Origin of the sequence: Sporosarcina sp. ANT_H38, from assembly GCF_008369195.1 — a bacterium.
GTDB lineage: Bacteria > Bacillota > Bacilli > Bacillales_A > Planococcaceae > Sporosarcina.
The window spans coordinates 1103364-1129360 of sequence record NZ_VOBC01000001.1 but is presented as its reverse complement, the minus strand read 5'-3'; the positions used below and the strand labels follow the sequence as shown (position 1 = coordinate 1129360).

General features: G+C 37.3%; 24 protein-coding genes and 2 pseudogenes. 4 read left to right on the top strand and 22 right to left on the bottom strand.

What is annotated here, in order from left to right:
* The first annotated feature begins 357 nt into the window (after nucleotides 1–357).
* Entirely contained in the window at nucleotides 358–582 is a 225-nt protein-coding gene (locus FQ087_RS05195; RefSeq protein WP_149579457.1) for a hypothetical protein, read from the top strand.
* A gap of 676 nt (nucleotides 583–1258) precedes the next feature.
* Here FQ087_RS05195 and FQ087_RS05190 read toward each other — a convergent pair.
* From FQ087_RS05190 to FQ087_RS05150, 9 genes are all read right to left on the bottom strand, one after another.
* Entirely contained in the window at nucleotides 1259–1954 is a 696-nt protein-coding gene (locus FQ087_RS05190; RefSeq protein ID WP_149579456.1) for a class I SAM-dependent methyltransferase, read from the bottom strand.
* Between the two features lie 112 nt (nucleotides 1955–2066).
* Nucleotides 2067–2975 (bottom strand): NAD(P)/FAD-dependent oxidoreductase, encoded by a 909-nt coding sequence (locus FQ087_RS05185; protein ID WP_149579455.1) that lies wholly within the window; start codon nucleotides 2973–2975, stop codon nucleotides 2067–2069.
* Between the two features lie 93 nt (nucleotides 2976–3068).
* Nucleotides 3069–3470: an Rrf2 family transcriptional regulator gene (locus tag FQ087_RS05180; protein WP_149579454.1), complete on the bottom strand. Its 402-nt coding sequence runs from the start codon at nucleotides 3468–3470 to the stop codon at nucleotides 3069–3071.
* A 275-nt stretch (nucleotides 3471–3745) separates the two neighbouring features.
* Entirely contained in the window at nucleotides 3746–4243 is a 498-nt protein-coding gene (locus FQ087_RS05175) for an SRPBCC family protein (RefSeq protein ID WP_149579453.1), read from the bottom strand.
* Between the two features lie 353 nt (nucleotides 4244–4596).
* Nucleotides 4597–4875: a nucleoside triphosphate pyrophosphohydrolase family protein gene (locus FQ087_RS05170; protein ID WP_149579452.1), complete on the bottom strand. Its 279-nt coding sequence runs from the start codon at nucleotides 4873–4875 to the stop codon at nucleotides 4597–4599.
* A 1129-nt stretch (nucleotides 4876–6004) separates the two neighbouring features.
* Complete coding sequence (locus FQ087_RS05165; protein ID WP_255452148.1) at nucleotides 6005–7432, bottom strand: amidase; 1428 nt, start codon at nucleotides 7430–7432, stop codon at nucleotides 6005–6007.
* Complete coding sequence (locus tag FQ087_RS05160) at nucleotides 7425–7607, bottom strand: hypothetical protein (protein ID WP_149579450.1); 183 nt, start codon at nucleotides 7605–7607, stop codon at nucleotides 7425–7427. The genes FQ087_RS05165 and FQ087_RS05160 overlap by 8 nt, the downstream gene beginning before the upstream one ends.
* Nucleotides 7608–8333: 726 nt before the next feature.
* Entirely contained in the window at nucleotides 8334–8897 is a 564-nt protein-coding gene (locus FQ087_RS05155) for a YdhK family protein (RefSeq protein ID WP_149579449.1), read from the bottom strand.
* 253 nt (nucleotides 8898–9150) lie between these two features.
* Nucleotides 9151–9477, bottom strand: a complete 327-nt coding sequence (locus FQ087_RS05150) for a four-helix bundle copper-binding protein (RefSeq protein ID WP_149579448.1) — start codon at nucleotides 9475–9477, stop codon at nucleotides 9151–9153.
* A 574-nt stretch (nucleotides 9478–10051) separates the two neighbouring features.
* Here FQ087_RS05150 and FQ087_RS05145 point away from each other — a divergent pair.
* Nucleotides 10052–10342, top strand: a complete 291-nt coding sequence (locus tag FQ087_RS05145; protein WP_149579447.1) for a DUF4306 domain-containing protein — start codon at nucleotides 10052–10054, stop codon at nucleotides 10340–10342.
* Nucleotides 10343–10414: 72 nt separating this feature from the next.
* Here the strand turns inward: FQ087_RS05145 and gltD are convergent, their stop codons facing one another.
* Nucleotides 10415–11896 carry a glutamate synthase small subunit gene (gene gltD / locus FQ087_RS05140; protein WP_149579446.1) on the bottom strand — a complete coding sequence of 494 codons (1482 nt, stop codon included), beginning with the start codon at nucleotides 11894–11896 and terminating at the stop codon, nucleotides 10415–10417.
* A 17-nt stretch (nucleotides 11897–11913) separates the two neighbouring features.
* Nucleotides 11914–16446 carry a glutamate synthase large subunit gene (gltB, locus tag FQ087_RS05135; protein ID WP_149579445.1) on the bottom strand — a complete coding sequence of 1511 codons (4533 nt, stop codon included), beginning with the start codon at nucleotides 16444–16446 and terminating at the stop codon, nucleotides 11914–11916.
* 120 nt (nucleotides 16447–16566) lie between these two features.
* Here gltB and gltC point away from each other — a divergent pair, with 120 nt between their 5' ends.
* Nucleotides 16567–17469 (top strand): glutamate biosynthesis transcriptional regulator GltC, encoded by a 903-nt coding sequence (gltC, locus tag FQ087_RS05130; protein WP_149579444.1) that lies wholly within the window; start codon nucleotides 16567–16569, stop codon nucleotides 17467–17469.
* A 39-nt stretch (nucleotides 17470–17508) separates the two neighbouring features.
* Here gltC and FQ087_RS05125 read toward each other — a convergent pair.
* Nucleotides 17509–17862 (bottom strand): annotated as a pseudogene (locus FQ087_RS05125) (IS66 family transposase); the annotation flags it as partial.
* A gap of 1123 nt (nucleotides 17863–18985) precedes the next feature.
* Between FQ087_RS05125 and FQ087_RS22880 the strand changes: the two are divergent.
* Complete coding sequence (locus FQ087_RS22880; protein WP_188006638.1) at nucleotides 18986–19168, top strand: hypothetical protein; 183 nt, start codon at nucleotides 18986–18988, stop codon at nucleotides 19166–19168.
* A 55-nt stretch (nucleotides 19169–19223) separates the two neighbouring features.
* Here FQ087_RS22880 and FQ087_RS22875 read toward each other — a convergent pair.
* The 10 genes and pseudogenes from FQ087_RS22875 to FQ087_RS05080 all read right to left on the bottom strand — a co-directional run.
* A pseudogene (locus FQ087_RS22875) lies at nucleotides 19224–19328 on the bottom strand (TniQ family protein); the annotation flags it as partial.
* A 54-nt stretch (nucleotides 19329–19382) separates the two neighbouring features.
* The gene (locus tag FQ087_RS22870) at nucleotides 19383–19682 is read right to left on the bottom strand and encodes a TniQ family protein (RefSeq protein ID WP_188006637.1); all 300 of its coding nucleotides are present in this window, start codon (nucleotides 19680–19682) and stop codon (nucleotides 19383–19385) included.
* Complete coding sequence (locus FQ087_RS05115; RefSeq protein ID WP_149579442.1) at nucleotides 19682–20131, bottom strand: TniQ family protein; 450 nt, start codon at nucleotides 20129–20131, stop codon at nucleotides 19682–19684. Before FQ087_RS05115 ends, FQ087_RS22870 begins: the two co-directional genes overlap by 1 nt.
* A 409-nt stretch (nucleotides 20132–20540) precedes the next feature.
* Nucleotides 20541–20822 carry a HesB/IscA family protein gene (locus FQ087_RS05110; RefSeq protein ID WP_149579441.1) on the bottom strand — a complete coding sequence of 94 codons (282 nt, stop codon included), beginning with the start codon at nucleotides 20820–20822 and terminating at the stop codon, nucleotides 20541–20543.
* A 47-nt stretch (nucleotides 20823–20869) separates the two neighbouring features.
* Nucleotides 20870–22645 carry an arsenical pump-driving ATPase gene (gene arsA, locus FQ087_RS05105; protein WP_149579440.1) on the bottom strand — a complete coding sequence of 592 codons (1776 nt, stop codon included), beginning with the start codon at nucleotides 22643–22645 and terminating at the stop codon, nucleotides 20870–20872.
* A 12-nt stretch (nucleotides 22646–22657) separates the two neighbouring features.
* Entirely contained in the window at nucleotides 22658–23017 is a 360-nt protein-coding gene (gene arsD, locus FQ087_RS05100) for an arsenite efflux transporter metallochaperone ArsD (protein WP_149579439.1), read from the bottom strand.
* 89 nt (nucleotides 23018–23106) lie between these two features.
* The gene (gene arsC / locus FQ087_RS05095) at nucleotides 23107–23526 is read right to left on the bottom strand and encodes an arsenate reductase (thioredoxin) (RefSeq protein WP_149579438.1); all 420 of its coding nucleotides are present in this window, start codon (nucleotides 23524–23526) and stop codon (nucleotides 23107–23109) included.
* 24 nt (nucleotides 23527–23550) lie between these two features.
* A complete protein-coding gene (locus FQ087_RS05090) occupies nucleotides 23551–24849 on the bottom strand; it encodes an arsenic transporter (RefSeq protein ID WP_149579437.1) in 1299 nt (432 codons plus the stop codon).
* 15 nt (nucleotides 24850–24864) lie between these two features.
* The gene (locus FQ087_RS05085; RefSeq protein ID WP_149579436.1) at nucleotides 24865–25212 is read right to left on the bottom strand and encodes an ArsR/SmtB family transcription factor; all 348 of its coding nucleotides are present in this window, start codon (nucleotides 25210–25212) and stop codon (nucleotides 24865–24867) included.
* Between the two features lie 294 nt (nucleotides 25213–25506).
* A complete protein-coding gene (locus tag FQ087_RS05080; protein WP_149579435.1) occupies nucleotides 25507–25812 on the bottom strand; it encodes a DUF3243 domain-containing protein in 306 nt (101 codons plus the stop codon).
* Nucleotides 25813–25997: the final 185 nt, after the last annotated feature.

Below are 25997 nucleotides of genomic sequence, written 5' to 3'. Positions count from 1 at the left end.
TGGTCTGATATCGTATATGATTCGGACTCAATTCGTCTAGAGCCGGTTTTGGGGGGGAAGGAGCAAGAGTTGGATGAATATCATTGGTTTCGGAATAATTATTTTCAATCAAGTCTTTGTGAATATAGTTATTGCGGGGTTTGTTATTTAGTTTGCAGTTAGCTTTATCAATATCCAAAAAGAACGAAACACTGTACGTAAAGAAATTTCAAGAAAACTCAATGGAAAAAGGAAAGAGTGATTCTTCTCTTTTTCTACACTTAGTGTTCGTATAATCAACAAATTTTCATTTCTGTGTAGCCAGACAGGCACTTAAAAACTCCATAATTAATATCCTGTATAGAAGGAGTGAGGACTATGCCATGGCAACAAAAAATCGGACATTTAATTGGTCAGCCTATCGGAATTTCATTATCAAATGGTCAAGGGACTTCAGGCATTTTGTGCGGTACATCTAACGGAAAACTTCTTGTAATTGAATACTTATATCAGTCACAATTCGCCTTAAAAAAATACGATTTCTATATGATTCAGGATATAAATGGATTTCCACCTTGCCAGAATCAAAGACCATTATATTAATATCATCGTCCCCTCTAGAAAAGAGGGGATTTTATTCAAATAAATTTAATTATACAGACTTTTTAAAAAGTATATAAAAAAGAATTTAAAAATGAATCTTGAAAAAATGAATGAAATTACCGATTACAATACTAATAGCCTAGAGTTATATAGATTTTCTTGGTCTGGCAAATCATATCAAATACATTTTTTCGTTTTTCGTCATCAACTTACTTAGCGGGTTGCATTTTTTCACGTGACAATCAATTTCTACTTTGTTAATAGCTTCAATTAGTAACTCGTAATATCGCTGACCAGGATTGTGTAAGATCATTTTAGCTACAATTTCATCACTTACTAGAATCGCACTTGCCTCCTCTTTTGCTTTTTCACAGGCTAACCTGCGACTGATATCTTGACGCTTATCTTAATTCTCCAGCGTCAAATCCTCTGTTTAACCTCTCTAGTATTTCATAGCAGGAATGCTCTTATATATACTATAGGCAAGTGAGTTTTCCGAAAAAATACCCCATTGGTTTCTGATAACCAATGAGGTGAGGCACCGTTGCTTTATATTAATTCTAAGGATATCTATAGCTTTAATACAATATCTGATACCTTTTTGAAATCCTTATTTCACTAATTTTACCGATATAGCAATGAAACCGGGTTAACTTATCGATTGATATCTAACAAATTATTCTGCATGGCAAATCCATCCAGCGAAAAGGCCAGTTGAATAAAATCGTGTACTATTCGTAAAACCAGCTTCTTGTAATAGTTGTTCAATTTGTTGTTCAGGAATGAAAGAAATATTCATAATCATTTTGCCCATCTCGTCCAATTTAGACGCATCGTACCCAACATCAAAGAAAAAGCTTTTCCATACGTTTATTCTGTCTTGAAGTTCGGCTTCCGCAGGATCTCCGTATGCAGTAACAAGCACGAATGGAGCTCCCGGCTTCAACTTATCCTTAATGGTTCTAAGCAGTTCTAACTTCTGTTGAACATCTTTTATGAAATGAAGAACCAATATACAACTTGCCGCGTCAAACTTCGAGTCTGTAAGCGGTATGTCGGAAACCGTTCCCTGAATAAGTTTGACGCGGTCTTCCAAGCCTAATTGAACAGATTTATGCATAGCCATCTGAAGCATATCTTTAGAAGGGTCAACTCCGGTAAATGCCCATTTGGGGTTAGATGGTCCCCATGCGGATAGTTCATTGCCGCCACCCGCTCCAACCACGAGCAATGACGCCTCTTTTTCGCCCAATTGAACTCGAAAATAGGATTGAATCATCGAAAATAACATATCATATGTCGGAATCGAGTTTCGAGCGTTTGCCTCGTATGCGATCGTATGTTTTGAATTGAATGCAAGTTCTTCTGTCATTATAAATCCACCTCTTTTAATTTTGTAGTGCAAGATACCCGGTTGTAAAACGATTCTATTCGCTTTACAACGAGTAAATTTCACCAGTCTTCCTCATCTAGCTTCCTCAACTTCAAAAACGTTCCATTGTTAAATCCATATTCACAGAAAATGCAGCTTTACTACCATCAGCGGCAGCATATAGTAAAGACGAGGGTCCTGCTTTCTCTGTCTCTCCAGCAATATAAATATTCATTACAGATGTGCGTCCCAAACCATCTGTTACAGCCGCTCCCAATTCTGTTATCTCGCAACCTACTTGTTCAACAAATTTGTTTGGACGATAAAAAGAAGGTACGACAAATCCGCCTGTTCTTGCGATAATCTCTCCAGACTTAAACTCAACCTGTTGTAAATAGCCATCATCCCCGTGTAATTTTAGAATCGGTTCTGTCCTCACCTTAATGCCACGTTGTTGTAACTGTTCTACGCCTACCGTAGACATTTCATTGCCATTGGTTGCAACTACTAAATCTTCTGACCAGTTATACACAAGTTTAGCCAAATGCAGCGCGTGATCTTCTTTTTCAGCGATGACAATTAAGGATTTGTCCCGAAGTTCCCAGCCATCGCAATACGGGCAACTAAACAGACTTTTCCCGTAGTATGTTCTAATAGATGGAATGTCCGGAAACACTTCTTGAACGCCTGTAGCTAAAATGATTTTTTCCGTCAGGTATTTATGCCCATCTTTTGTCGTGACCTTAAATCGCTCACTAGTAGGTTCTTTAGTAATTTCAGTAACCGTCGTGTTAAAAATAGATACGGAAGGATATCTTTTCAGTTCATCGAAGCCAAGGTCTTTAAATTCCTGCGGTTTAATGCCATCCCGTGTGATAAAACCATGCGTCTCTTGCGTAACTCTATTCCTGTTTGTTCCATCATCTAATACTGCTATCTTTCTTCTTGCTCTACCCAACGTTAAGCTAGCATTTAAACCAGCTGGTCCAGCCCCAATAATTATACAATCAAAATTATCCATATTCCTCATCCCTACTTCCAAGTAATCCATAACTATTTGCATTAAGGACATAAAGTATCTATAATAACCTTAATAAAATTAAAAAACAATAATTTAAAGAATCACTGACATTTTCTTTGCAAGATCACCTATTGTTTGATTTTTTAATTCTTGCTCCATTTTTTCTTCTGCAGAAACCATCGCCTTTTGAATTAAGCATTCAGGATTATGATTTAGACAGCAATCAAATAAGGAAGTCGATCCTTCTATTGCATGAATAATATCTAAGAATGAAATCGCTTCCCAATTCGGTTTTAACTTATAGCCACCATTCGCCCCTGATACTGATTCAATCATGCCTGCCTTAACTAGTTTTGTTAATATCTTAGACAAGTACGTAGGGGAAACCCCTTGTTTCTCAGCCAATTGTTGAACACCAATCCGCTTTTCAGGGGTAACCACTGTTAGATACATAATCGTATGAAGTGCATAATTCGTCGCTTTAGAATATTTCATGTCACTAAACCACCCTAATCACAGACTTTAGATATCTATGATAGCTTTTATTTTTCTGAATGTCAAATCACGCAATAAATAAATCACTATAATAGCGATACATCTCCGTTTTCTGTGTACGTACAATTTCACTATTCACAAGTTTCATCGCATTATTTGGGATTTCCTTCACTTTATCTAACAAAGAGAAAAATAGACGCCTTCTTACTTATGAAGAGCGCCCACATGTCCATATTCGAGTTCATCCAAACAACTTTTGATTGCTTAAATGATATTTAGCCTGTATAGCTAACTCTCCCTGTCTCAACTAATTGTTTAAGTCCCATGAACATTAAATTCCAACCATGTTCGGATCCATCGTGATACTCTCCAAGTGCTTTTTCAATATCAGTCGGTGTCCAATTCTCCTCATGTGGAACGATGATTTCTTGTGAAAATGTCATTTCACAGCCTAGTTCAAGCGATTTTAACACTACTGTAATCGTATCTTCTGTGTCACTAAATTGTGGCATTTTGAAGGTAAACACTAATTTTTTCGATAGGTCAATTTCAAGGTACTCTCCTATCGCTCGATAATCTTTTCCATCGCGCTGGTCAATGATTTCCCAAGTTCCTCCGACTTGCGGATTATTTTGCGCCACCTGATTGGTCCCTTCCAATGTAAAGAACCATTTTCTCATCAGCTCCGGGTTTAGCCATGCATCAAAAACTCTTTCAGATGCTACATCAAAATTTCTAATCATTGTTAAAGTAGTTGTAGAGTAATTATTCATCTTCATGCCCCTTTGTGTAATTTATTGTTCTTTCGATTTTGCTTTCAATAATTCATTCTCAATAAGATCAAAACGATTACTCCCGAATTGCTAGTAAAAATACAACCATTCTGTAACTTGAGATAATGATTCGATATTTAAGCGACAAATGAGAGTTTTTCTATTTGTAAACCTCTAAAACCTATACATACTTTGTAATTGACGCTAAGGATATGTCATACGGTTATGATAGTTCAGAAACCGCCTTTTCTTTCAAAGCCATCATATGAAGCTAATCTTTACTTGCTGAATTGGATAAAGCATGAAAAAAATTCTTTTAAATCTTTTCAACCGTTTAATTAAATTTATAACCTTTACTGAGCAGATATGCAAGAGCGTTCAGCCAAATTAATCAGCCACCACATGCATTCACCAATCTTATGTTCAAGTTCAGATTCAGTTTCCCCATTTACTGGCCAATGACCTTGTTGAGACATTGTTAGACGACCGACCAAACCAGCATCTGTCAGGAAAGCTAACGCATCTTCTTCTACCATCCATTCTTTTTCATTATACTGTATCTCTAAATCATGGTAGCTTTTTCTTATTTGTAAAGAGCGTTCAACCGCTTCGCTAAATTTCATGTTTTTCATTTCGTTTCCTTTCCTTTCCTTTCTTATATAGACATTTATGGTACACTGTTTGCGGATTTATAAGGGCAACCTCTTATGTAAGATTTTCAAATATTTGAATGGCTCTACACCCCACTTACCATAAACATTCACTCATGAAAAATACAATATCAATAATCATTGACAAATTTTCATTTTACCACATATTACTTGACTAGATTCGAAGCCATAGAAAAACACCCCAGTGTATGCCACTATCCAATGAATCTACACATCAGCCATACGTGTAGCTCAAAATCAGCGCTACTTAGCAGAGTATGAAAATGTATGTAGAACGGGTATTGGATACTATAGCTGACGAAGAAGGTCGATCAACCATGACTCCATATAGCAGCCTATCTAGTAGACTGACTCCAACGACCACTGTGCATCAAATACTGTCGCAGACAATACGGTAGCAATTATGCCTACTCTGGTTACTGCACCAGGCTTGTCTAGATTTTCAGTAGGATGGAACTGATTCATGATTTACCTATCAATTCTATATTATAATTCTCAGATGCTCAGCCTTTTTTTGTCATGCGCTATTAGCAATTGTATGAGTTTATCTATTTCATAGGAGTTCAAGAAGAAAGATACCTACACATATAGTTTCACTCTACAATATAAATAATCAGAAAAACCGCATTCAAAAGAAGTGCTCTCTTAAATACGATTTTTAATTTAAGTTACATCTTTATTGTCTCTTCAAACTGATGGGTAAAAATGGTTTTTTTACTGAACATCAATAAAAAATCAATGAATTCACTTATAAATATGTATTAATATGTAAAAATTCTTTATTGCATTTCAATTTTTTCATTGTTGTACCGTACTAAGGCGCCATTTATTATTACGTAAAACCAAATTACTTCGACATTACTAACGTTCTATTAAATTATTTAAACTATGGGTACCAGTGCACTTAAAAAGACCATCAATTCATACAATTGAATAATAATACAAGCTAGTCATACAGACACCTATAATTCTGATTTTGATTGTATTATTGTAAAATCATAATGTATTTTCTGGATTTTCTCATGCACGGGTACCAAAAATAGAATGTTATGCGCTTTTTTATGATCCAAACTAAAATGATTTTAGTAAATCACTTTACAGCTGTAGCTAAAAGTGATTTAGGCTGTGCACCTTGTAATGGATTCGTCTTTTCGAACGCATATGCGACATTTAAGACGATGTCCTCTCTGAATGCTGGTCCCATAATTTGCATCCCCGCTGGCATTCCGTCGACCAATCCACATGGAATTGTCAATGCCGGAAGTCCTGTCAAATTACCCGGTCCAGTGAATCTGATAATATTTTCGATTAGGTCAACGTTCTTACCATTAATAGTGACTAAGTCTTCCCCAATATTCGGTACAATCAACGGTAATGTAGGCGTGATAAGCACATCTACTTTTTCAAAGGCTTGTTGGAATTCAAGTTTGATCATTCTTCTGATTTGTTGTGCTTGTAAATAATCAACCGCCGATGGGATTTCACCGAGTTCAAATAGATACCTGATATCGTCACCAAAATCGTTTGGACGTTTTTTCAAGTTCTTATGATGAATCGTACTTGCCTCAGATAAGGATGTAATCAGCTCCGCATACTCAGCATATTGCAATGAAGGGATTGAAACTACCTCTACCTTTGCTCCTTGATCTACCAATGCTTGAATGCCTTCACGGACTAATTTCTCTACATTTGAATCTACGTTCTTAAAGAAATAATCTTCATTGACGCCGATGACCAAATCCTTTACATCCCCACTTAACTTTTCCGTATACTTCATTGTCGGTACGTTTACGGAAGTCGGATCTTTGCTATCATAACCTGCAAGCACTTCAAGCATTGCTGCGGCGTCTGTTACCGTCTTGGTCATTGGACCAATGTGATCCAATGACCAGGCAAGGGGCCAACATCCATATTTACTCACTAGCCCATGTGTCGGTTTTAGCCCGACAATTCCACAAGCCGATGATGGAATCCGGATTGAACCAGCGGTATCTGTTCCTAACGTTCCAATGCTCATATTTGAAGCAATTGCTACGCCAGAACCTCCACTTGATCCTCCTGGAATCTTACCTAAATCCCATGGATTACGCGCTGGTCCGAAGTGAGGGCTATTATTCGTTATACCCCAAGCATATTCATGCATGTTAAGCTTCCCAGTAAAAATGACGCCGGAATCTCTAAGTTTTTCAATGACAGTAGCATCATAATCCGAAACAAAATCACTGTGAATTTTCGATGCCATTGTCGTCACTTCATCTTTGAAATAGATATTATCTTTTATTCCCATTGGAATCCCGTGGAGCTTTCCACGATAATTCCCGTTAGCAATTTCACTTTCCGCTTTTTTTGCAAATTCTTTCGCACTTTCATGCGTGATTGAAATGTATGCGTTATTCCTCCCATTAAGAGCATCCGTTTGATTCAATACCGCGTCTGTCAACTCAACCGGTGAAACTTCTTTTTTTTCAATGAGTGGCGCCAATTCTTCTATTGAAAGGGAGATGAGATCTTTACCCAACTTGATCACCTCCAGCAATATTACGTAATGAAATGTCATAGCTTTCTAGAGAGAGTTCTTCTATTTCTTCTTGTAATCTTTCAATCGCTTTCCACCGTGTCTCCACTACTTTGAAGTCTTCTTCTGGTATTTCCAAACCTTTTGCAGCAAATAATTCCCGAATTGACACTGTCATTAATAAATCACTCCAATTAGTATTTTATTAAAGCTATTACAACCGGTTCAACATTAATCGCAAAAATTATAACAAATACCTATAGCTCAACAATGAACGATCAACTAGAAAGCTATCACCACCAAAATAGTATCGGATTTCTTACATAGCATACATAGTTTACATCAAATTGCATTATATATCAAACTATTCAGTTATTGAATTACCTCTTTAGTATCTGATGTGTGACTGTTCATTCTCTAGGTTCGATTCTATCTCTACGCGGGAGGCGTAAGGATATAGCACATCGAAACAGCCGTTAGAAATTATAGATGAACTTAAAGCGAAAGTTGGACAGACATTTTCAATTGGCTCAATTCCAGGTGAAACCCCTACCTTCAATAAATATGATTACTGCACTTATCGTTCCAAGTATAAGGGCAGTATAGCCGTCGGTGTTAAAGAAAATAGTTGAATTGACATACTGAATCTGTGGAGACTCTGGAATTGCATCCGCAGAAAAAAATGCAATTGTAGCGTGAATGAGTGTTTTTGCATATTTACTTCACGGAACATCTGTGAAGAAATAGGATAAACAGCAAATATCCATGTGGTAATTACATATATTTTTTTGTTCAATAAATTTTTAAAGAAATAAATAGAACACCTTAAATTAAGGTGTTCTCCTGTCCCGTAAATAATCGTTTTTCATAAATTAAAGAACTTTCACTCTTGGCTAGTCAGACTTCAATTAGCAGAGAGTTCACTTTCTGTTACCCATTTATGATTTGTAACTTCTTCTCCACCAGTAGTCGGAGTGTAGTTGATCATATATACAGTAGTTTGTTCGGCTGAATCAATTTCTGCTTTTGCCCCTTTCATACCTTCCATATGGTCTGCCTCAACGGTAACTTCAGTTCCTTTTTCCAAAGGTTTGTCACCAGTATCTTTTATCTCTTCTTGGATAACCCATTTATGATTTTCTACTTTTTCTCCACCAGTAACCGGGGTATACGATATAGCGTAAGCAGTAGTATCATAAGCACCTACTATATTTGCTACAGCACCGTCCATACCTTTCATATGGTCAGTTTTAATAATTGCTTCACCTCCGACTTTATAGGTTGGATTTTCTGCCTCTTTCAAGTTTTTAGGGACTTCACCAGTGCCAGAATGGTGCATCTCCATATTCATGTCTTCATGTTTAGATTCATTATTGTTGTTTGGACTTTTCTCGTCGCTCGTATTATTTCCACATCCACTTAATCCGATAATTGTTGCGGCGCCTAAAATAAGTAATTGCTTCTTCATTTGATTAACACTCCTCTGATTTCTTAAACTTTAATAATAAAATGGGTATGCCCGGTATTTTTATAAAACCAATCAATAGCATTAATTGACATATCAAATCCATTTTCATATTACTTATGAATCAACCTGTTCATTATCACTATGTAAGATTGAATACATCATGGATAATCCACAAATAGAAATAAAGCTATTCCAAGAAATTTTCTCCGACTTCTCGGAATAGCTCCATTACTGGTTGCGTTTTCTGCATATCTTAAGCTACCATTTGTCGGCATGCCTCAGCACACTTTCGGCAAGATTCAGCACAGCGTTGACAATGATCGTGATTATGTTTAGAACACTCCTCTGCACAAAGTTCGCAAACTGTTGCACATAGTTCTATAATCTGTTTAGTAAATGGGCTATTTCGCGTCATTGCTTGTGCTGCAAACGCACATATATCTGCACATTCACGGTCCAAACGGATACAAACAGCCATCATCTTCACATCTTCCTCTTTCAGGCACGCATCAAAACAGACGTTACATGCCTCTAGACATTCTAAACAAGCTTTTAGGCATTCTTCGTGTTTCGAATTCATGGGCTCACCTCCTGCTATTTTTGCATTCAGTGATGTTTTCCCCTTAGAATTCGTTTTAAAACTAAAAATAAGAAACTCCTTAAAAAATCCTTATTTTTTATATGTTGGACTGCGAACAAACTGATTACTTTTCTCTGCGCCAGTAATAATCATAAACTACATCCGCTTATGCTTTGGAAGTTCGATTATGATTAAGTTCTTTGAATGTATTATCGGCACCACCAATTTCTACAATAACTCAGTTTGGAGATACATCTTGGTTATAAATGCAGTTTCAAAACAAACTCGGTAATCCCTTTTTTCATTCAAATTGCTGTCAAAAAACAGTCGAATGGACTAGGAGAAAGTGTTTTACTTGCGCCTTACTCATGCTTTCTTTGTTTCTTTCTTATTCAGAGGCAATAAATAAACGAGGAGAAATGGATGATTAATCCAATTTCCCTCGCGCTACAGAGCAGTATCATTATGTTGTTCTAGTCAAAATTAATTTTGTATTTTCCAACTTTCGCTTTAAGTACAGAAACTCTTGCACAACGATTAGGATTAACTGAATTTATTGGGGGAGTAATACGATTTGAAAAAGTTAATTGTTTTAATATTTCTATTGTTTGCATTTGCATATAGTATTTTTCTAACTTCTTGGACAGGTTCATACATTATGATTGAAGCGAATTGGAAAAATCACATTGTTTTCATTCCTGAGAAGGCTACTGAACCACAACAAATTTATGAAATTGATAAGCTCATTTATGCTTTTAAAATTGACCCACTGCTAAGTATAGTTTGTGTTTCATCATTTTTATTGCTAATTGGATTTATTGTTTTTTGGATTAGTAAGAGGTTCCTCCATAAACCAAAAGTATAGTATAGTAAATTAAATAATTCCTTCTTTAACTAAAAGGCATACATCCGTTTGGCTTCCACCAACGTGGTCATATTAGAAAATGACTGGCTGCTTACTTACATACTCATTGACTTTTTTCGCTACATCTTGCCCTTCTTTAATGGCCCAAACGATAAGACTTTGACCTTTTCTCGCATCTCCTGCAGTAAATACGCCTTCTACATTTGTTGCATAATCTTTTGTTGTTGCTGCAATTTTCTTCTTTACAATGTTTACACCAAATTGGTTAGGTAATGAAAGTTCTGCTCCTTCAAATCCAATTGCAACAAACACAAATTGTGCAGGCCAAATTTTTTCTGTACCAGGTATTTCTTTAAAGAAATGAAACCCATCTTCCCCCAGTATTTTTTCCATTTGAATTGTATGGAGCTCTTTTAAATTTCCTTTCTCATCTGCGACCATTCTCGTCGTTTGGATTAAGTATTCACGAGGATCTTTGTCATATTTAGCTTCCGCTTCCTCATAAGCGTATTCCAATTTAAAAATATTTGGATCGGTTGGCCACAAATTGTCTGCCGCTCTTATATTTGGTAGCTGTGGATGTTTTCCGAACTGGACAACGGATTTGCAGTTTTGACGAATTGCTGTTGCCACACAGTCTGCCCCCGTATCTCCTCCACCAATTATGATGACATCTTTCCCTTTTGTATCGATAAATTGCCTGTCAGCAAAATTTGAATCTAGCAAACTTTTGGTTGTAAAAGTTAAGTAATCCATTGCAAGATGAACTCCATTTGATTCGCTACCTTCCAAACGAAGTTCACGTTGTTTCTGTGCGCCGATACATAAAATAATCGCATCGAATTCGTCTTTTAAATGATCTGCTGAAATATCTTTACCAATTTCCGTATTTAACACAAAATCGATTCCTTCTTGCTGAAGTAATTGAATTCGACGTTCGACTATATCTTTTTCTAGTTTCATATTTGGAATCCCGTACATGAGTAGTCCACCAGCACGGTCCGCACGTTCAAATACAGTTACAGAATGACCCGCTTGATTTAACTCATCTGCGCTTGCAAGTCCAGCAGGTCCAGAGCCTACTATAGCTATTTTTTTCCCTGTGCGCTCTACTGGAATTCTAGGTACTATCCAGCCATTTTCAAATCCTTTATCGATAATCGTACGCTCAATATTTTTAATCGATACTGCTGGATCTGAAATGGCAAGTATACAAGATCCTTCACAAGGGGCTGGACAAACACGACCCGTAAATTCCGGAAAATTATTTGTCATTGATAATCTTTCTAGTGCTTCCTGCCACTTTCCTTTATACACTAAATCATTCCACTCAGGGATTAAGTTATTAATGGGACATCCGGCAGTCGCGCCTCGTATTTCAATCCCCATATGGCAAAAAGGAGTCCCACAATCCATACATCTTGCACCTTGTGTTCGAAGTGCTTCATCTGTTAACTTCGAGGCATACTCTCCCCAATTTTTAATACGTTTGAGAGGGGCTTCCTCCTTTCCTTTTTCTCGATTAAAATCCATAAACCCAGTAGGTTTACCCATTTACTATTCCCCCTCTCTTATTTTTTCACAAGCGTGTGTGGCATTATTTCTTTGTTCACGGAAGTTGCTAAAAATGCTTGCATTGCAGCTGCATCATCTGTTAAACCATCCCGTTTATAGTCAGCAATTTTGTCGACCATTTTCTTATATTCATTTGGCACGACTTTTATAAATCTCCTAACATTCTCCTCCCATTTATCTAGTATGTTCATAGCTTTCGTGCTTTTCGTGTAATAATAATGATCCATAATTAATTGGCGAATCGCATGTTTTTCTTCTGATAATTCAATTCGTTCAAATCCAATCATACCTGTGTTACATTTTTGTTTAAATCCGTCCAAGTCATCAACAAGTACATACGCAATTCCGCCAGACATTCCTGCGCCGAAATTTTTCCCAACATCCCCTAATATGACAGCACGACCACCTGTCATATATTCACAGCCATGATCCCCAATGCCTTCTACGACAACATCTACACCACTATTTCTAACCGCAAAGCGCTCCCCAGCGCGCCCATTTATAAATGCAGTTCCACTTGTTGCACCGTAAAGCGCAACATTTCCAGCAATAACATTTGCTTCAGCAACACCTTGAATAGGTGCAGTGACAATCAGTTTACCACCAGACAATCCTTTGCCAAAATAATCATTTACATCCCCTGTTACATACATAGACATCCCTTTTGGTATAAACGCACCAAAACTTTGCCCGGCTGATCCTGTAAATCGAAGTGTGATCGAATCGTCGGCTAATCCTCTAGCACCATATTGTTTGGAAATTTCGCTTCCAATAATCGTGCCTACAACACGGTCCGTGTTTGCAATTGGATAATTCAATTCCACTTTAGATTCACTTAGAATAGCATGTTTTACTTTTGGTAATAATTCACGTAAGTCAAATGATTGTTCTATTTTATGATTTTGCGGAATTTTAAACGTACGTGCTCCCTCTGGCTGATAAAGCAATGCCGTTAAATCCAATTGTTTTGCTTTCCAATGTTCTTTTGCACGAACACTAACTTCTAGCACATCCGCACGTCCTACCATTTCTTCTACTGTTCTGAATCCAAGTAACGCCATATACTCACGAACTTCTTCCGCTACGAACTTCATGAAATTCACAACATAATCAGCACTTCCAGTGAATTTATCGCGAAGTTCCGGATTTTGAGTCGCAATTCCGACTGGACAAGTATCTAGATGACACGCACGCATCATAATACAGCCTAAAACGATTAATGGAGCTGTTGCAAATCCATACTCCTCAGCTCCAAGTAAGGCAGCCATTACAACGTCTTTACCAGTCATCAATTTCCCATCTGTTTCCAGCCTCACTCTATCACGTAAACCGTTTAATATTAATGTTTGATGCGCTTCTGCGAGCCCTAGCTCCCAAGGGAGTCCCGTGTGTTTAATGCTTGTTTTAGGAGATGCACCTGTTCCACCGTCATATCCACTAATCACAATCACATCTGCTGTACCTTTTGCCACCCCAGCAGCAATCGTTCCAACACCCGATTTCGCCACTAGTTTCACACTAATACGAGCAGTTCTATTCGCATTTTTCAAGTCATGAATTAATTGCGCCATATCTTCAATCGAATAAATATCATGATGTGGAGGTGGAGATATTAATTCAACTCCAGTTGTCGATCCACGAACATCGGCTACCCATGGGTATACCTTACTACCTGGTAACTGACCGCCTTCGCCTGGTTTCGCACCTTGCGCCATTTTGATTTGCAGTTCATCTGCTTGCACTAAATAATGACTTTTTACTCCAAATCGACCAGACGCTATTTGTTTAATGGCACTTCTTCGGTTATCTCCATTGGCATCTAGTTCATAACGGCTAGGATGTTCTCCACCTTCCCCACTATTACTTTTACCACCTAGACGATTCATCGCAATAGCAAGTGTTTCATGGGCTTCTTTGCTTAATGAACCAAACGACATCGCTCCCGTTTTAAATCGTTTGACAATGGAATCTACAGACTCGACTTCTTCCAGAGGAAGACATTTAACATCTTTTTTAAATGTCAATAAATTACGTAAAAATCCAATACGCTCTTCATTCGCCATTTCTGCATATTGTCTATATAAACCGTAATCTCCTTTTCGAGTAGCCCACTGAAGTGTGTGGATCGTTTTTGGATTAAATGCATGATGTTCACCAGTACTTCTCCATTGGAAATCGCTACCTGAATCTAAAGAAGTCCCAGTGGAATCTATAGCTGCTTGATGTCTTTTATTCGCTTCATCCAAGATCGTTTCTAGATTAATACCTCCTAATTGGGAAACAGTTCCTGTAAAATAACGTTCAATCACTTCTTTACTAATCCCTACCGCTTCAAAAATTTGTGCTCCGCGATAACTTTGAACAGTTGAAATACCCATTTTCGACATTACTTTCACTACACCATCTGCAATACCTTTGCTATATTTGGCAACCGCTACTGCATAGCTACTATCGATATGTCCTTCTTCTATTGCTTCTGCAATTGTTGCATATGCAAGATAAGGATTAATCGCATCTACCCCAAATCCAATCAGAGCAGCAAATTGATGCACTTCTCTTGCTTCACCGGATTCCACAATAATGCTTACCTTCGTTCGATTTCCTGTGCGAAGTAAATATTGATGGAGGCTACTTGCAGCCAGTAGGACTGGAATTGTAGATTGCTTTACATCCAACAGTCGGTCGGAAAGTATGAGTAAAGTTGTTCCTTGTGCTATATATTCATCCGCTTGTTTAGAAACATGGTGTAAATCGATTTCTAAATTTCCGGACATGGTTAAATCTATAGTTGCACATTGGAATTTGTTTGATTTCATTTCGTTTAGTTGGCTAAACTGGCTATTTGTTAAAATAGGTGTATCTAAAAAGATTCGTTCGCTATTAGATGGATTTGGATGCAGTAAATCTCCTTCTGCACCAAGTAGCGTCATTGTAGAAGTCACAATATGCTCACGAATTGAATCTATTGGTGGATTTGTTACTTGTGCAAAGAGCTGTTTAAAATAATTAAATAACGATTGTGGTCGATCTGATAAAACGGCTAGTGGTGTATCATTCCCCATTGATCCAATTGGGTCTTTGCCATCTAATGCAATCGGAATCATGTATTTTTGAATATCTTCATATGTGTAGCCAAATGCTTTTTGTTTGAACAACAAGTCATCTACTTGCTCTGGTTCTTCCATACCAGATGTAATAGTTACTAAATTTCCGTCTAACCATTGTTGGTAAGGTAATGCATTTGCCATATCTGATTTAATTTCTTCGTCTGAAATAATACGACCTTGTTCTAAATCAACAAGTAGCATTCTTCCAGGGGTTAAACGTTCTTTGTATAAAATATTTTCTTCTTCTACATCTACTACCCCTACTTCAGAAGAGAAAATAATATAATCATCTTTTGTCACATAGTACCGAGCTGGTCGTAATCCATTGCGATCTAATATTGCTCCAATTTGTTTCCCATCTGTAAATGAAATAGCTGTTGGTCCATCCCATGGCTCCATTAAACTGCTGTGATAAGAATAGAAAGCTTTTTTTTCCTCAGTTATATGATGATTTTCTGTCCAAGGTTCTGGTATTAACATCATGGCAGTGTGAGCCGGTTTTCTACCAGCAAGTACAAAAAATTCAAATGCATTATCTAACATGGAAGAGTCGCTCCCATCTGTATCAATGATTGGCAAAAGTTTTGGAAGGTCCTCCCCAAATGCTTCTGATACAAATTGTTGTTCCCGTGCTTTCATCCAGTTAATATTTCCACGTAATGTATTTATTTCGCCGTTATGAACAATATATCTGTTTGGATGTGCTCTTTCCCAACTTGGAAATGTATTGGTACTATAGCGAGAATGTACTAATGAAAAGGCAGATGTAAATAGCTCATCTTGAAGATCAACGTAGAAAAGATCGACTTCTTTGGGAGTAAGTAATCCTTTATAGACGATTGTCTGACTTGATAGACTTGCACAATAGAATTTTTTATCCTGCTGTAGTGCCCAGTGCTCCACTTGTTTTCGAATGACATATAATTTACGTTCAAATGCAAGTGAATCAATTGTGTTTATTGCTCTGATGAATACTTGACGAACGACTGGTACTGTTTCTTTTGCTTTTCCACTTAGAACACTAGCGTTAATTGGAACTGTTCTCCATCCAATGAGTTCTTGCCCTTCCGCAATAATCATGTCGTTAATTTTTTGTTCAATGCCCGCACGTTCTTCATTATTGACTGTAAAAAAAAGCATTCCTACGCCATAAGCTCCTTTTTTCGGCAAATCCCATTCATTACATACAACACGAAAATAAACATCTGGTATCTGCACCATCAATCCTGCACCATCACCCGTTTGACCATCGCTTCCACGTCCCGCACGGTGATCAAGTCGACATAACATTTCTAATCCTTTTTTAACGATATCATGTGTTGCATTTCCTTTTATATGTGCATATAAACCTATCCCACATGCATCATGTTCAAACGTTGGATCATACATGCCCTGTGCTTTCGGTAATTGATGAAATGTCATAAGTATCCCTCCATCTTCCATAAAAAGTAACTTATTAATATTGTATGTTTTCAAACTAATACAAACAATATATAATTAGGATATAAATGATCTGTTTTTGAGATAGATTAGGAGGGAACGATGGAAATACGCCAGTTGAGATACTTTATCGAAGTAGCAGAACGTGAACATATTTCAGAAGCAGCTGTTCATTTGCATGTAGCCCAATCAGCTGTAAGTAGACAAATTGCAAATTTAGAAGATGAACTTGGAGTAGAATTATTTGAACGTGTTGGTAGAAATGTGAAGTTAACACCGATTGGTAAGATTTTTGTAGAACATAGCATTTCTGCTTTGCAAGCGATCGATTATGCAAAAAAACAAATAGACGAATATTTAGATCCGGATAAAGGGACTATCAAAATTGGATTCCCTACTAGTTTAGCGGGTCACTTATTACCTACTGTCATTTCAGCGTTTAAAAAAGAATATCCAAATGTAGCGTTTCATTTACGTCAAGGGTCATATAATTATTTGATCGACGCTGTAAAAAAAAGGGAACTAAACCTCGCGTTTTTAGGACCGCTTCCTCCAAAAGATGACTCGATCAACACATCAATATTATTTACTGAAAATTTCTCTGTACTTTTACCTTCGAATCACCCCTTTGCAAAACGTGAGAAGCTACAACTTTTTGATTTAAGAAACGATGATTTTATATTATTTCCAGAAGGATATGTACTAAAAAAAATCGCAGTAGAAGCATGTAATATCGTTGGATTCACGCCGAAAACTTCATCAGAAGGAGAAGATATGGATGCCATCAAAGGGTTAGTAGCAGCAGGAATTGGTGTAACTCTTTTACCCGAAAGCTCTTTTTACGATTCTACACCACGATTTACAGTTAAAATACCAATAGAAACACCAATCATTCGAAGAACCGTTGGAATCATTAGCCCTGCAACTCGAGAGCTTTCGCCATCTGAAAAGGTATTCCATCAATTCGTCACCCGCTTCTTCTCTATACTTGGTCAGTACCAATAAATATTACAGTGGTGGTACTGGTGCCTTACACCAGTACCACCCCTCCAGTTTCACCTTTGGTATGTCATCATACCCCTGATAACTATCGACATGTAGAATTCCATCAAAGCCAGAAAAGAAGGCTTTCGGATGCTTGGCAGCCCTTGTTTGTTGGTAATCATACAACACAATGGCCGGTTCATCACGCCCCGTTCGATATAACCACATATACGACTTAGACATCGCCGGACGCCCTGGTTCGGAATGTACTTGAAACGTCGTTTCATCCGCAAAGAAAACACTTTTCCTCAATATATGAGTATGAAGGCGTTCGTAAAGATGGCTCAGCCAATGGGCTGCCCCATACATCATCCAGTTCGCCAGTGTTTGACGTGATAAAAAGACCTTAACATGCGCTTGAAGTACCTGTAGTACTTCCCCGAAAAGTCTAGAATTGAACCCTCTTCAATTTGGATGGAAACAACACCTATTACCAGTGTCAGTTTAGTAGGCATACCCGCTTTTGAAGCCAGTGTATCAAACGAAACCCACTATGGGGCTGTGCTTGCAGTATCTGTATTGTGCCAATCTTTTTTAAGCCAAGTATACATATTTTCAGCTAAGAGAATCATGGGAAAGAGCTGTAGAGGAATTACTATTTAACGGTGTAATTGAACGTTTTTATTCAAGTGTACAAACACAATGACTTAGTAAAATTAAATTCACTGTTGAAATTGTTCATCTCGTTAATGAAAGTATGACAAGAATATCCACTTATGTTCATGACGAGTCTCACGCTATCGGTCGAATGATACCAAGTAATGAAGAAATGATTGAAGATCTTAATAAATCGGAGAAATTTAGTGAAATATTCAAATAAATATAAGGTGAAAAAACTCGACCCATGGCAAATGGATCGAGTTTTAAATTTAATTTTAATTTGTTCAACTATTAAACATATCGTTGAATGTCAGTACCCAAATTTGTTGTCATTCAAAACTTTGTTCAAAGACAAAAAAGTCAGGAACTATGAGACGTTCAAACCCGCATTGCTGCCTTCGAATCTTCACTTCATAAAAGTAAAAGTCGGGAACTGACCATTCTTATTACAATACAAAAAAGTCGGGAACTTAGAATAAAAATATTGCATATAATTTTTAGAAAAAAATTGGATATTTACGTCGAAATTAGTGTGCGTAATGTAAAATAATGTATTTAAACTAATGATTGGTTGAATCAGGCACCAATATCTGATGTAGCTCTTTTACCTTGATTATTAATAAAATACCTTTTAGTATTTTCATCTTCAAAATCACGTTGCTTATTTGAGTTTCTACGAATTCTTGTTACTTTCGGTAGCTTCATATACTTATGGACTGATTATCCATTTCAATTAAATCAAGGTTATCCGTAGTACCTTCAACTTGTTCATCAAGCGTTAATTCATTTTGCTGGTTGCCATTACCGCTATTGCTATGTAGCGGGTACTTTTTAGATTCACCTGATTTCTCAGTTTGTATAATTTCAGGGTGCGAAAATGAAATTTCACTATAAGGAATTTGTTTGTTCTATTTCAGTGAAACTTCTTGCCTCGACAATAAATACAATGGTTGCTGCAATAACTTATATGCTTGCTTTGCTAACTGGATTTTTATTTCTGCATAAGGATCAACTTCATAAATACTTGCTAAATCCATCTGCTCTATTTCAAATCCTATAAACTCAATTCTGCTCACTACATTTGGAGTAACTGAGTATTTCTTTAACGGCATTTCATGATGTGGACAATAATCAATTCCTTGTAGCTGATGCTCTCGATAAATATATGGCTCACCATATTGCTCTGAATCAGCTTTAACACATATAGGACAATAGTAAATTCCATATTTGTTACATATGCTCCCAGCGACAAATCCTAGCCTTGTAAATAGTGCCTATCCATTATCTTTTACATCATCTAATATTTCTTCTTGACGCTGTTTCAATAAAAATGAAGCATAATAAGGATAAACCGTATGGTTCGTTAATAACGATTCTACAGAATATTGAGGACCTAGTTTCTCTACTAAAATAGAAAAATAGCTACCCATCTCCACACTCGGTATCACAGAACGACTGCCAAACAACTCTTCCAACATATCTTTACAATCAAGATTACCACTATAAAAATGGTAACGAGCAATGTCTGAATACAACAACACATCTGGATATGGATTTGTGAAGAAAGGTAGCATTAAATCACCTCATAATTTTTCATTATAATAACCTCGCCGACTTGATAATCAATTTTTTTATGTAAAATTTTATTTTCTTTTATACACTCGCTACAATAAAACAAACTTTCTTTTATTGGAATCTCTTTTATATACCTTTTTCTTCTTTTTATTAAATTATCTATAGAACTCAAGCTATTGTGATTTGTATTAGTAAATGGAGAAAAAAGCGAGAAGACTGTGTGTTTATTTAAAAAGTACTCCCCTGTATACTCTTTCAAAAAGTTCCAAATTTTAAGTACAAGTATATCGATTTGCGATATATAGTCCTCATTTGCAAATGGTTTTTTAATGTCAAACAGGTCTTCCAAAACAGTATTTTTGGATAAAACACCCATATGATTGGCATACCTTGCTGCTATACTGTACATAGTTTCATTTTCATATGGTCGAGGAAAATAAGCTAACAATTATGTCCACCTCACTAATTATATCAAAGTGTTGAACTTAGAATTAAAATCAATTTCAAAATCACGAGCCCATTTAGTCAAGGCTTTTTGGGGCTGTACAACAATGTAAGATATCGGAGTGATGTTCCTATACCTATACCCATTAAACGACATCAAAACCAATTAAAATGCATTAATTATTTTAAGTTCGCACTTCACAACTACTTCTTTGTAAAGACATTAAGCAACCTTCCATTCTTCGATTACTAAATGCACAATTTTCAAAGCAAAGCTATTAAGTAAGTATTTGTATTTTAATTGCTGAGTACATAATTTGTAGGTCATTTATTTTATAAACCACGAAAACAGACGAGGTCCCTTTAAAAGGAGTCCTCGTCTGTTTGTATATAAAATAACTCAGTTTTTTTGTTTAACAGTTATTGGGCGAACCAATCATGACTAAACCAGATTGTTCACCTTTAGATTCAAAGTCCAACGTTAGATCGCTAATGAATTCTTTAGCCTGCAGAGCAATTGCAACAGAAATTTCATTGATGATAGAAACAGTATCCGACTCCTCGGGCATATCAAGTGATAAACCGATTTGTGGTCCGCAGCATCCTCCCTCAACTGCATATATCCGAAGTCCTTTCGCTTGCTGTTCTTCCAACATGGCTTGAATGTATTGTTTCGCTTCATTCGTAATATTCATTTTTATATTCCTCCATTTCTAATCCATCATTTTACATCGTAGCATTTTTATGCGTCAATAAATTCTTTCAAACTATCATAGCCTATCTTTTCTTCATGTAACCATGGAATCACTGCACATTGTGGTGCTAGTTCTTCTTTGACTTTTTTAATCCACTCTATTTCGGAGACTGCACGCCCTTTTAAGACAGCATCAGTTGTATCCGTTGCATATAGACTTTGATTGATTACCCACCACTTAGGATCAATCTGTGCACGTTTGAGAACTTCCTGCAATCGTGCAGCTTCTAATACCGGTGTTGCTTCAGCCAATGTCACAATGACCACACCTGTTTCTTTTGGATTTCTTAAACGGGGAAGAAGCTTCTTCACACTTTCTGGTACATTACCAGTCGAACGGCTCATTTCCTTATGATATGCTTCCGTTGAATCCAGCAATAACAATGTGTGTCCGGTCGGTGCCGTATCAATGACGACAATTTCATTTTCCGATTTCTCCACTACGTCGGCAAATGCCCTGAACAAAGCGATTTCTTCCGTACATGGCGATTCCAGATCTTCTTTCAAATACGCAATTCCTTCTTCGTCCAACCCTTCCCCTGCTGCCAATAGCACTTCCTGCTGATACTTTTTCACTTCAATTTCCGGATTGATACTGCTAATTGTCAGATTATCTCTCAATGCACCGCCTTCAAATGTGTACGCGAGATGTGCTGCTGGGTCTGTTGTAGTCAAATGAACGCGATGACCTTTCTCAGATAGGCCGACAGCCATTGCAGATGCAATCGAAGTTTTACCAACTCCACCTTTACCCATTGTGAAGATTACACGTATGTTTTTCGAAGAAAAATCATCGATTACTTTGTTTAATCCTGGAAGGTAAATCGTTTCTTTGCTAAGGCTATCATCTTCAAATACAGTCATAGTATAAGAGCTAAATAAGTGCCGAAGGTTATCCACTCCAGTTAATGAATACGAAACAAACGGAAGGGAGAACGTCACAACCTGTTTTAATGCTTCGGGTGTTTCCTTCAATGCACGGCGCTGTCGCTCAGAAAACGCGGTTGACACACTATCATCGGGACGATGCGTTTGAAGAAGTCCATTAATGATAAGCAGCTGATTTTTAATGCCAATATCCTTTAACTCTGAAGAAGCCCGATTCGCTTCAACTAAGGAAGATACATCCGGTCGCGAAACCAAAATCAGAGTCGTTTTTTCTGGATTAGAAAGAGACTCGACAGCTTTCGCATACAACTCTTTTTTCTCTCCAAGACCGGATAGGGGACCCAAACAGGAAGCTCCGTGCGTGCTCTCTTCTAAAAATCCGGTCCATGCAGTTGGTAACTGTAACAGACGCAGTGTGTGTCCGGTCGGCGCAGTATCAAACAATACGTGATCATATTGATTTAACACATCTTCATCGGATAACAGATGAGAAAATTCATCGAATGCAGCAATTTCAACTGTGCAAGCACCCGATAACTGTTCTTCCATAGTTGAGAGAACAGCATCTGGCAACTTACCCCGATAAGGACCGACAACTTTTTCACGATATGCTTTTGCTGATGCCTCCGGGTCAATATTACACGCGAATAAATTATTTACACTTGGAATAGCTAGTGGATCATTCGTCAATTCTACACCTAGAACATCCTGTAAATTTGAAGCAGGATCGGTACTTACTAAGAGTACTTTTTTTCCTTGATCGGCGAGAGACACTGCTGTCGCACAAGCCGTTGATGTTTTACCAACCCCACCTTTTCCGGTAAAAAACAAAAATGGAGTTAATGCGGTTTTGTTAGGATTGAATAATGGATACATGGCTATTCCCCCTTATTTATCAAACTTGACTGAAACACGTACGCGTGGTTTTTCCTGAAGTTCAGCAGTCTTTACATCAAGCCATTCTGCCAACTCTTCGTTCGTTGGATAGGCACCCACTTTTACAACCTCGTTATTCACAAGTATCAGTGGGAGAGCATCTGGTCCTTTTTCAAGAAGCACCTTATTTACTACTTCATTGTCTACAAATGCCCCCGGATCATTCCCTAGATTATAGCGTGTAATATCAAATTTCTTTTGTTCAAGTGAATAAACGGCCGATGCGACACGCGTTAATTCCGGATCAACACTTGGTCCACAGACACCAGTTGAACAACACATTGCAGGATCAAATATTTCAACCTTTTTCATTAACAATCATCTCCTTTTTTATCACATAATTATATCCTTATATATTTATTACAAGGGAAGCCGTGATGTGAATCGACGGCCTGTATTTCTTACTCTCCAGTTTTAGCGAAATATTCGATTCTTGCACCAATTTCATCGCGTATACGCTGGAAGAATGCCCATTTTTCTTCATCTGTTCCTTCTGCTTTAGCAGGGTCGTCAAAACCCCAATGCTCACGTTTAATATGAGCTGGTGTCATCGGACACTTATCATCAGCATCCGCACAAAGTGTGACAATAAAATCCGCATTATTTAAGATTTGCGGATCAATAATATCCGAAGTTTGATTAGTAATGTCAACGCCAGCCTCATTCATAGCTTTGACAGCACTCGGATTAACTCCATGCGCTTCAATTCCGGCACTAAGGACTTCCCATTCTTCACCAAGATATTTTTTGCCCCAACCTTCAGCCATTTGGCTACGGCATGAGTTACCTGTACATAAGAAATAGAGTGTTTTTTTCGACATAATGAAAATCCCCTTTTTAATGTTTTATTGTATGAATGACAGCCATACATACAGTCCGATTAATGTAATCAGAAGTGTAGGAACTGTTAAGATGATACCGATTTTAAAGTATTTACCCCAAGAAATTTTTACACCTTTTTGAGACAGTACATGCAGCCACAATAAAGTAGCTAAAGAACCGATTGGCGTGATTTTTGGACCTAAATCCGACCCAATAATATTCGCATACACTAAAGCTTCGCGAATCGATTCTGTTGTATTCGTTTCTGATATTGCCAAGGCGTTAATCAAAACGGTAGGCATATTATTCATAATCGAAGATAAGATGGCTGCGATAAAGCCCATCGAAATCGTTGCTACAAAGAGTCCTTGATTGGCTGCCATTTGAATGACATCACTCAAAACACTTGTCAAACCTACGTTACGCAATCCGTAGACCACCACATACATCCCGATAGAGAAGAACACGATAGCCCAAGGTGCTCCTTTCAGTACTTGCTTCGTTTGAACAGCAGGGCTTCTTTGCGCCATGATCATAAAGAATATTGCCGTAAGTCCAGCAATAATAGAGACAGGCAGTCCCGTAAATCCACTGGAGAAATACCCTATGAGTAACACGCTTAGGATTACCCAAGCTAGGCGAAACATTTTTATATCTTTAATAGCATCCTTCGGTTGTTTTAAATCTGATACTTCATAGTTTTTAGGAATACTTTTACGGAAGAATAGCAGTAACACAAAAATACTAGCAACTAAAGCAAATAAATTCGGGACGATCATTCGGGACGCATATTCAACAAAGCCGATACCGAAAAAGTCTGCTGAAACAATATTAACTAGGTTACTTACGACTAACGGTAAGGAAGTCGTATCGGCAATAAAACCACTGGCTATGATGAAAGGAAAAATCATCTTTTCATTGAAATTTAAATTTCGTACCATTGCAAGCACAATGGGCGTTAGTATAAGAGCTGCACCGTCATTTGCGAACAATGCAGCAACAACTGCACCTAGAAGGCTGACGTACACAAACATGCGAATACCGCTACCTTTAGCTAACCTAGCCATATGTAGCGCAGACCACTCGAAGAATCCGATTTCGTCTAAAATTAATGAGATTATGATGATAGCGATAAAAGCAAGGGTAGCATTCCAGACGATCCCCGTTACATCAATAACGTCTTGAAAATTAACCACTCCTACTAACAAAGCGACTATTGCCCCAATACAGGCTGACCATCCAATTGATAAATTTCTAGGCTGCCAAATAACAAAAATAAGTGTGATGATGAATATCAGTGATGCAGTAATAACTGAAGCCAACGTACTTTCTCCTCCTTATTCACAACAAACTCGAAGCCCTTGTGCCTCCAGTTCAGTGATTGATTCATTCTGATCCGGAAGAAGTTCAAGGATACTTTGAATAAACGGGTAATCTTCATGACTTTCATTTATCGAGAAGAAAATCCATTGACCTCTGCGCTCTTCTTTCACTAGCTTAATATCTCTAAGTTTACGTAAGTGCTGACTAATAGCCGGCTGACTCATCTTAAAGATCTCAACAAATTCACACACACAGCATTCATGTGACTTGAGCAACTTCAACATCGTTAAACGTGTTGGATCTCCAAGCAATTTTAATAGTTGTGATGCTCGTTGCAGATCAATCGTTACGGTTGTATTCATCTATCATCCCTCCTCTTCACAACTATCATATAATCATATGCTTATATACGCAAGTGGATTATATACATTTTTCAAGAATTCTTTTCTTCAATAGCTAAAGAATCATCAGTTGAAGGTTCCGTTGAAGTATTACAAGTCGAATTATTTCTTCGGCAGAAAATTTAGCCATTAGAAAAGCACCTCCAATTGTCGGATGTATCTAACAATTGGGGTGCAGTTCATTGAGCGGTCGCATTTTTATTCAACCAAAATCCGGTCATATTTTAATAGTAAAAATAGTTGTTTTTATTTAATTCAAGCTTTCCTAACCATTTTCAAAAGCATATGTGAAAGCATATGCTGTTCTTCTTTAGATCCGGATTTCCAAAGTTCCATTAATAGATTTTCCTCCCGGTTACGAGGTTCTTCGTGCTTGGCAAGATAATTTGCAACTAACTCGGTAGTTTTCGCAAGCTTTTCTTCACTTAACCCCATGTTTTCGCCCAGCTCTACTTTTTCTGAAAGGTACTGTTTGAATCGATTGAAATTCTCTAAAATCTGATTTTTCTCTTCGTTGTTAATTTTCGACAGTTCCTTTTGTACTTTATCTTGCATGTCCATATAAAATAACACTCCTTTTTTGTTGTACCCATATACTGCCCTTATTGTAATTAAAGAAACCATGGAAGAATTTACATTTTTAAAAAAGGATTTAGATGTTCAAAATTGGATTTAGAAACTAAGGTGGCTTGCCTGTAGTTGAAAACCTCTACTCCTGCATCTCCCCATTTAACTTGAATTTAAGT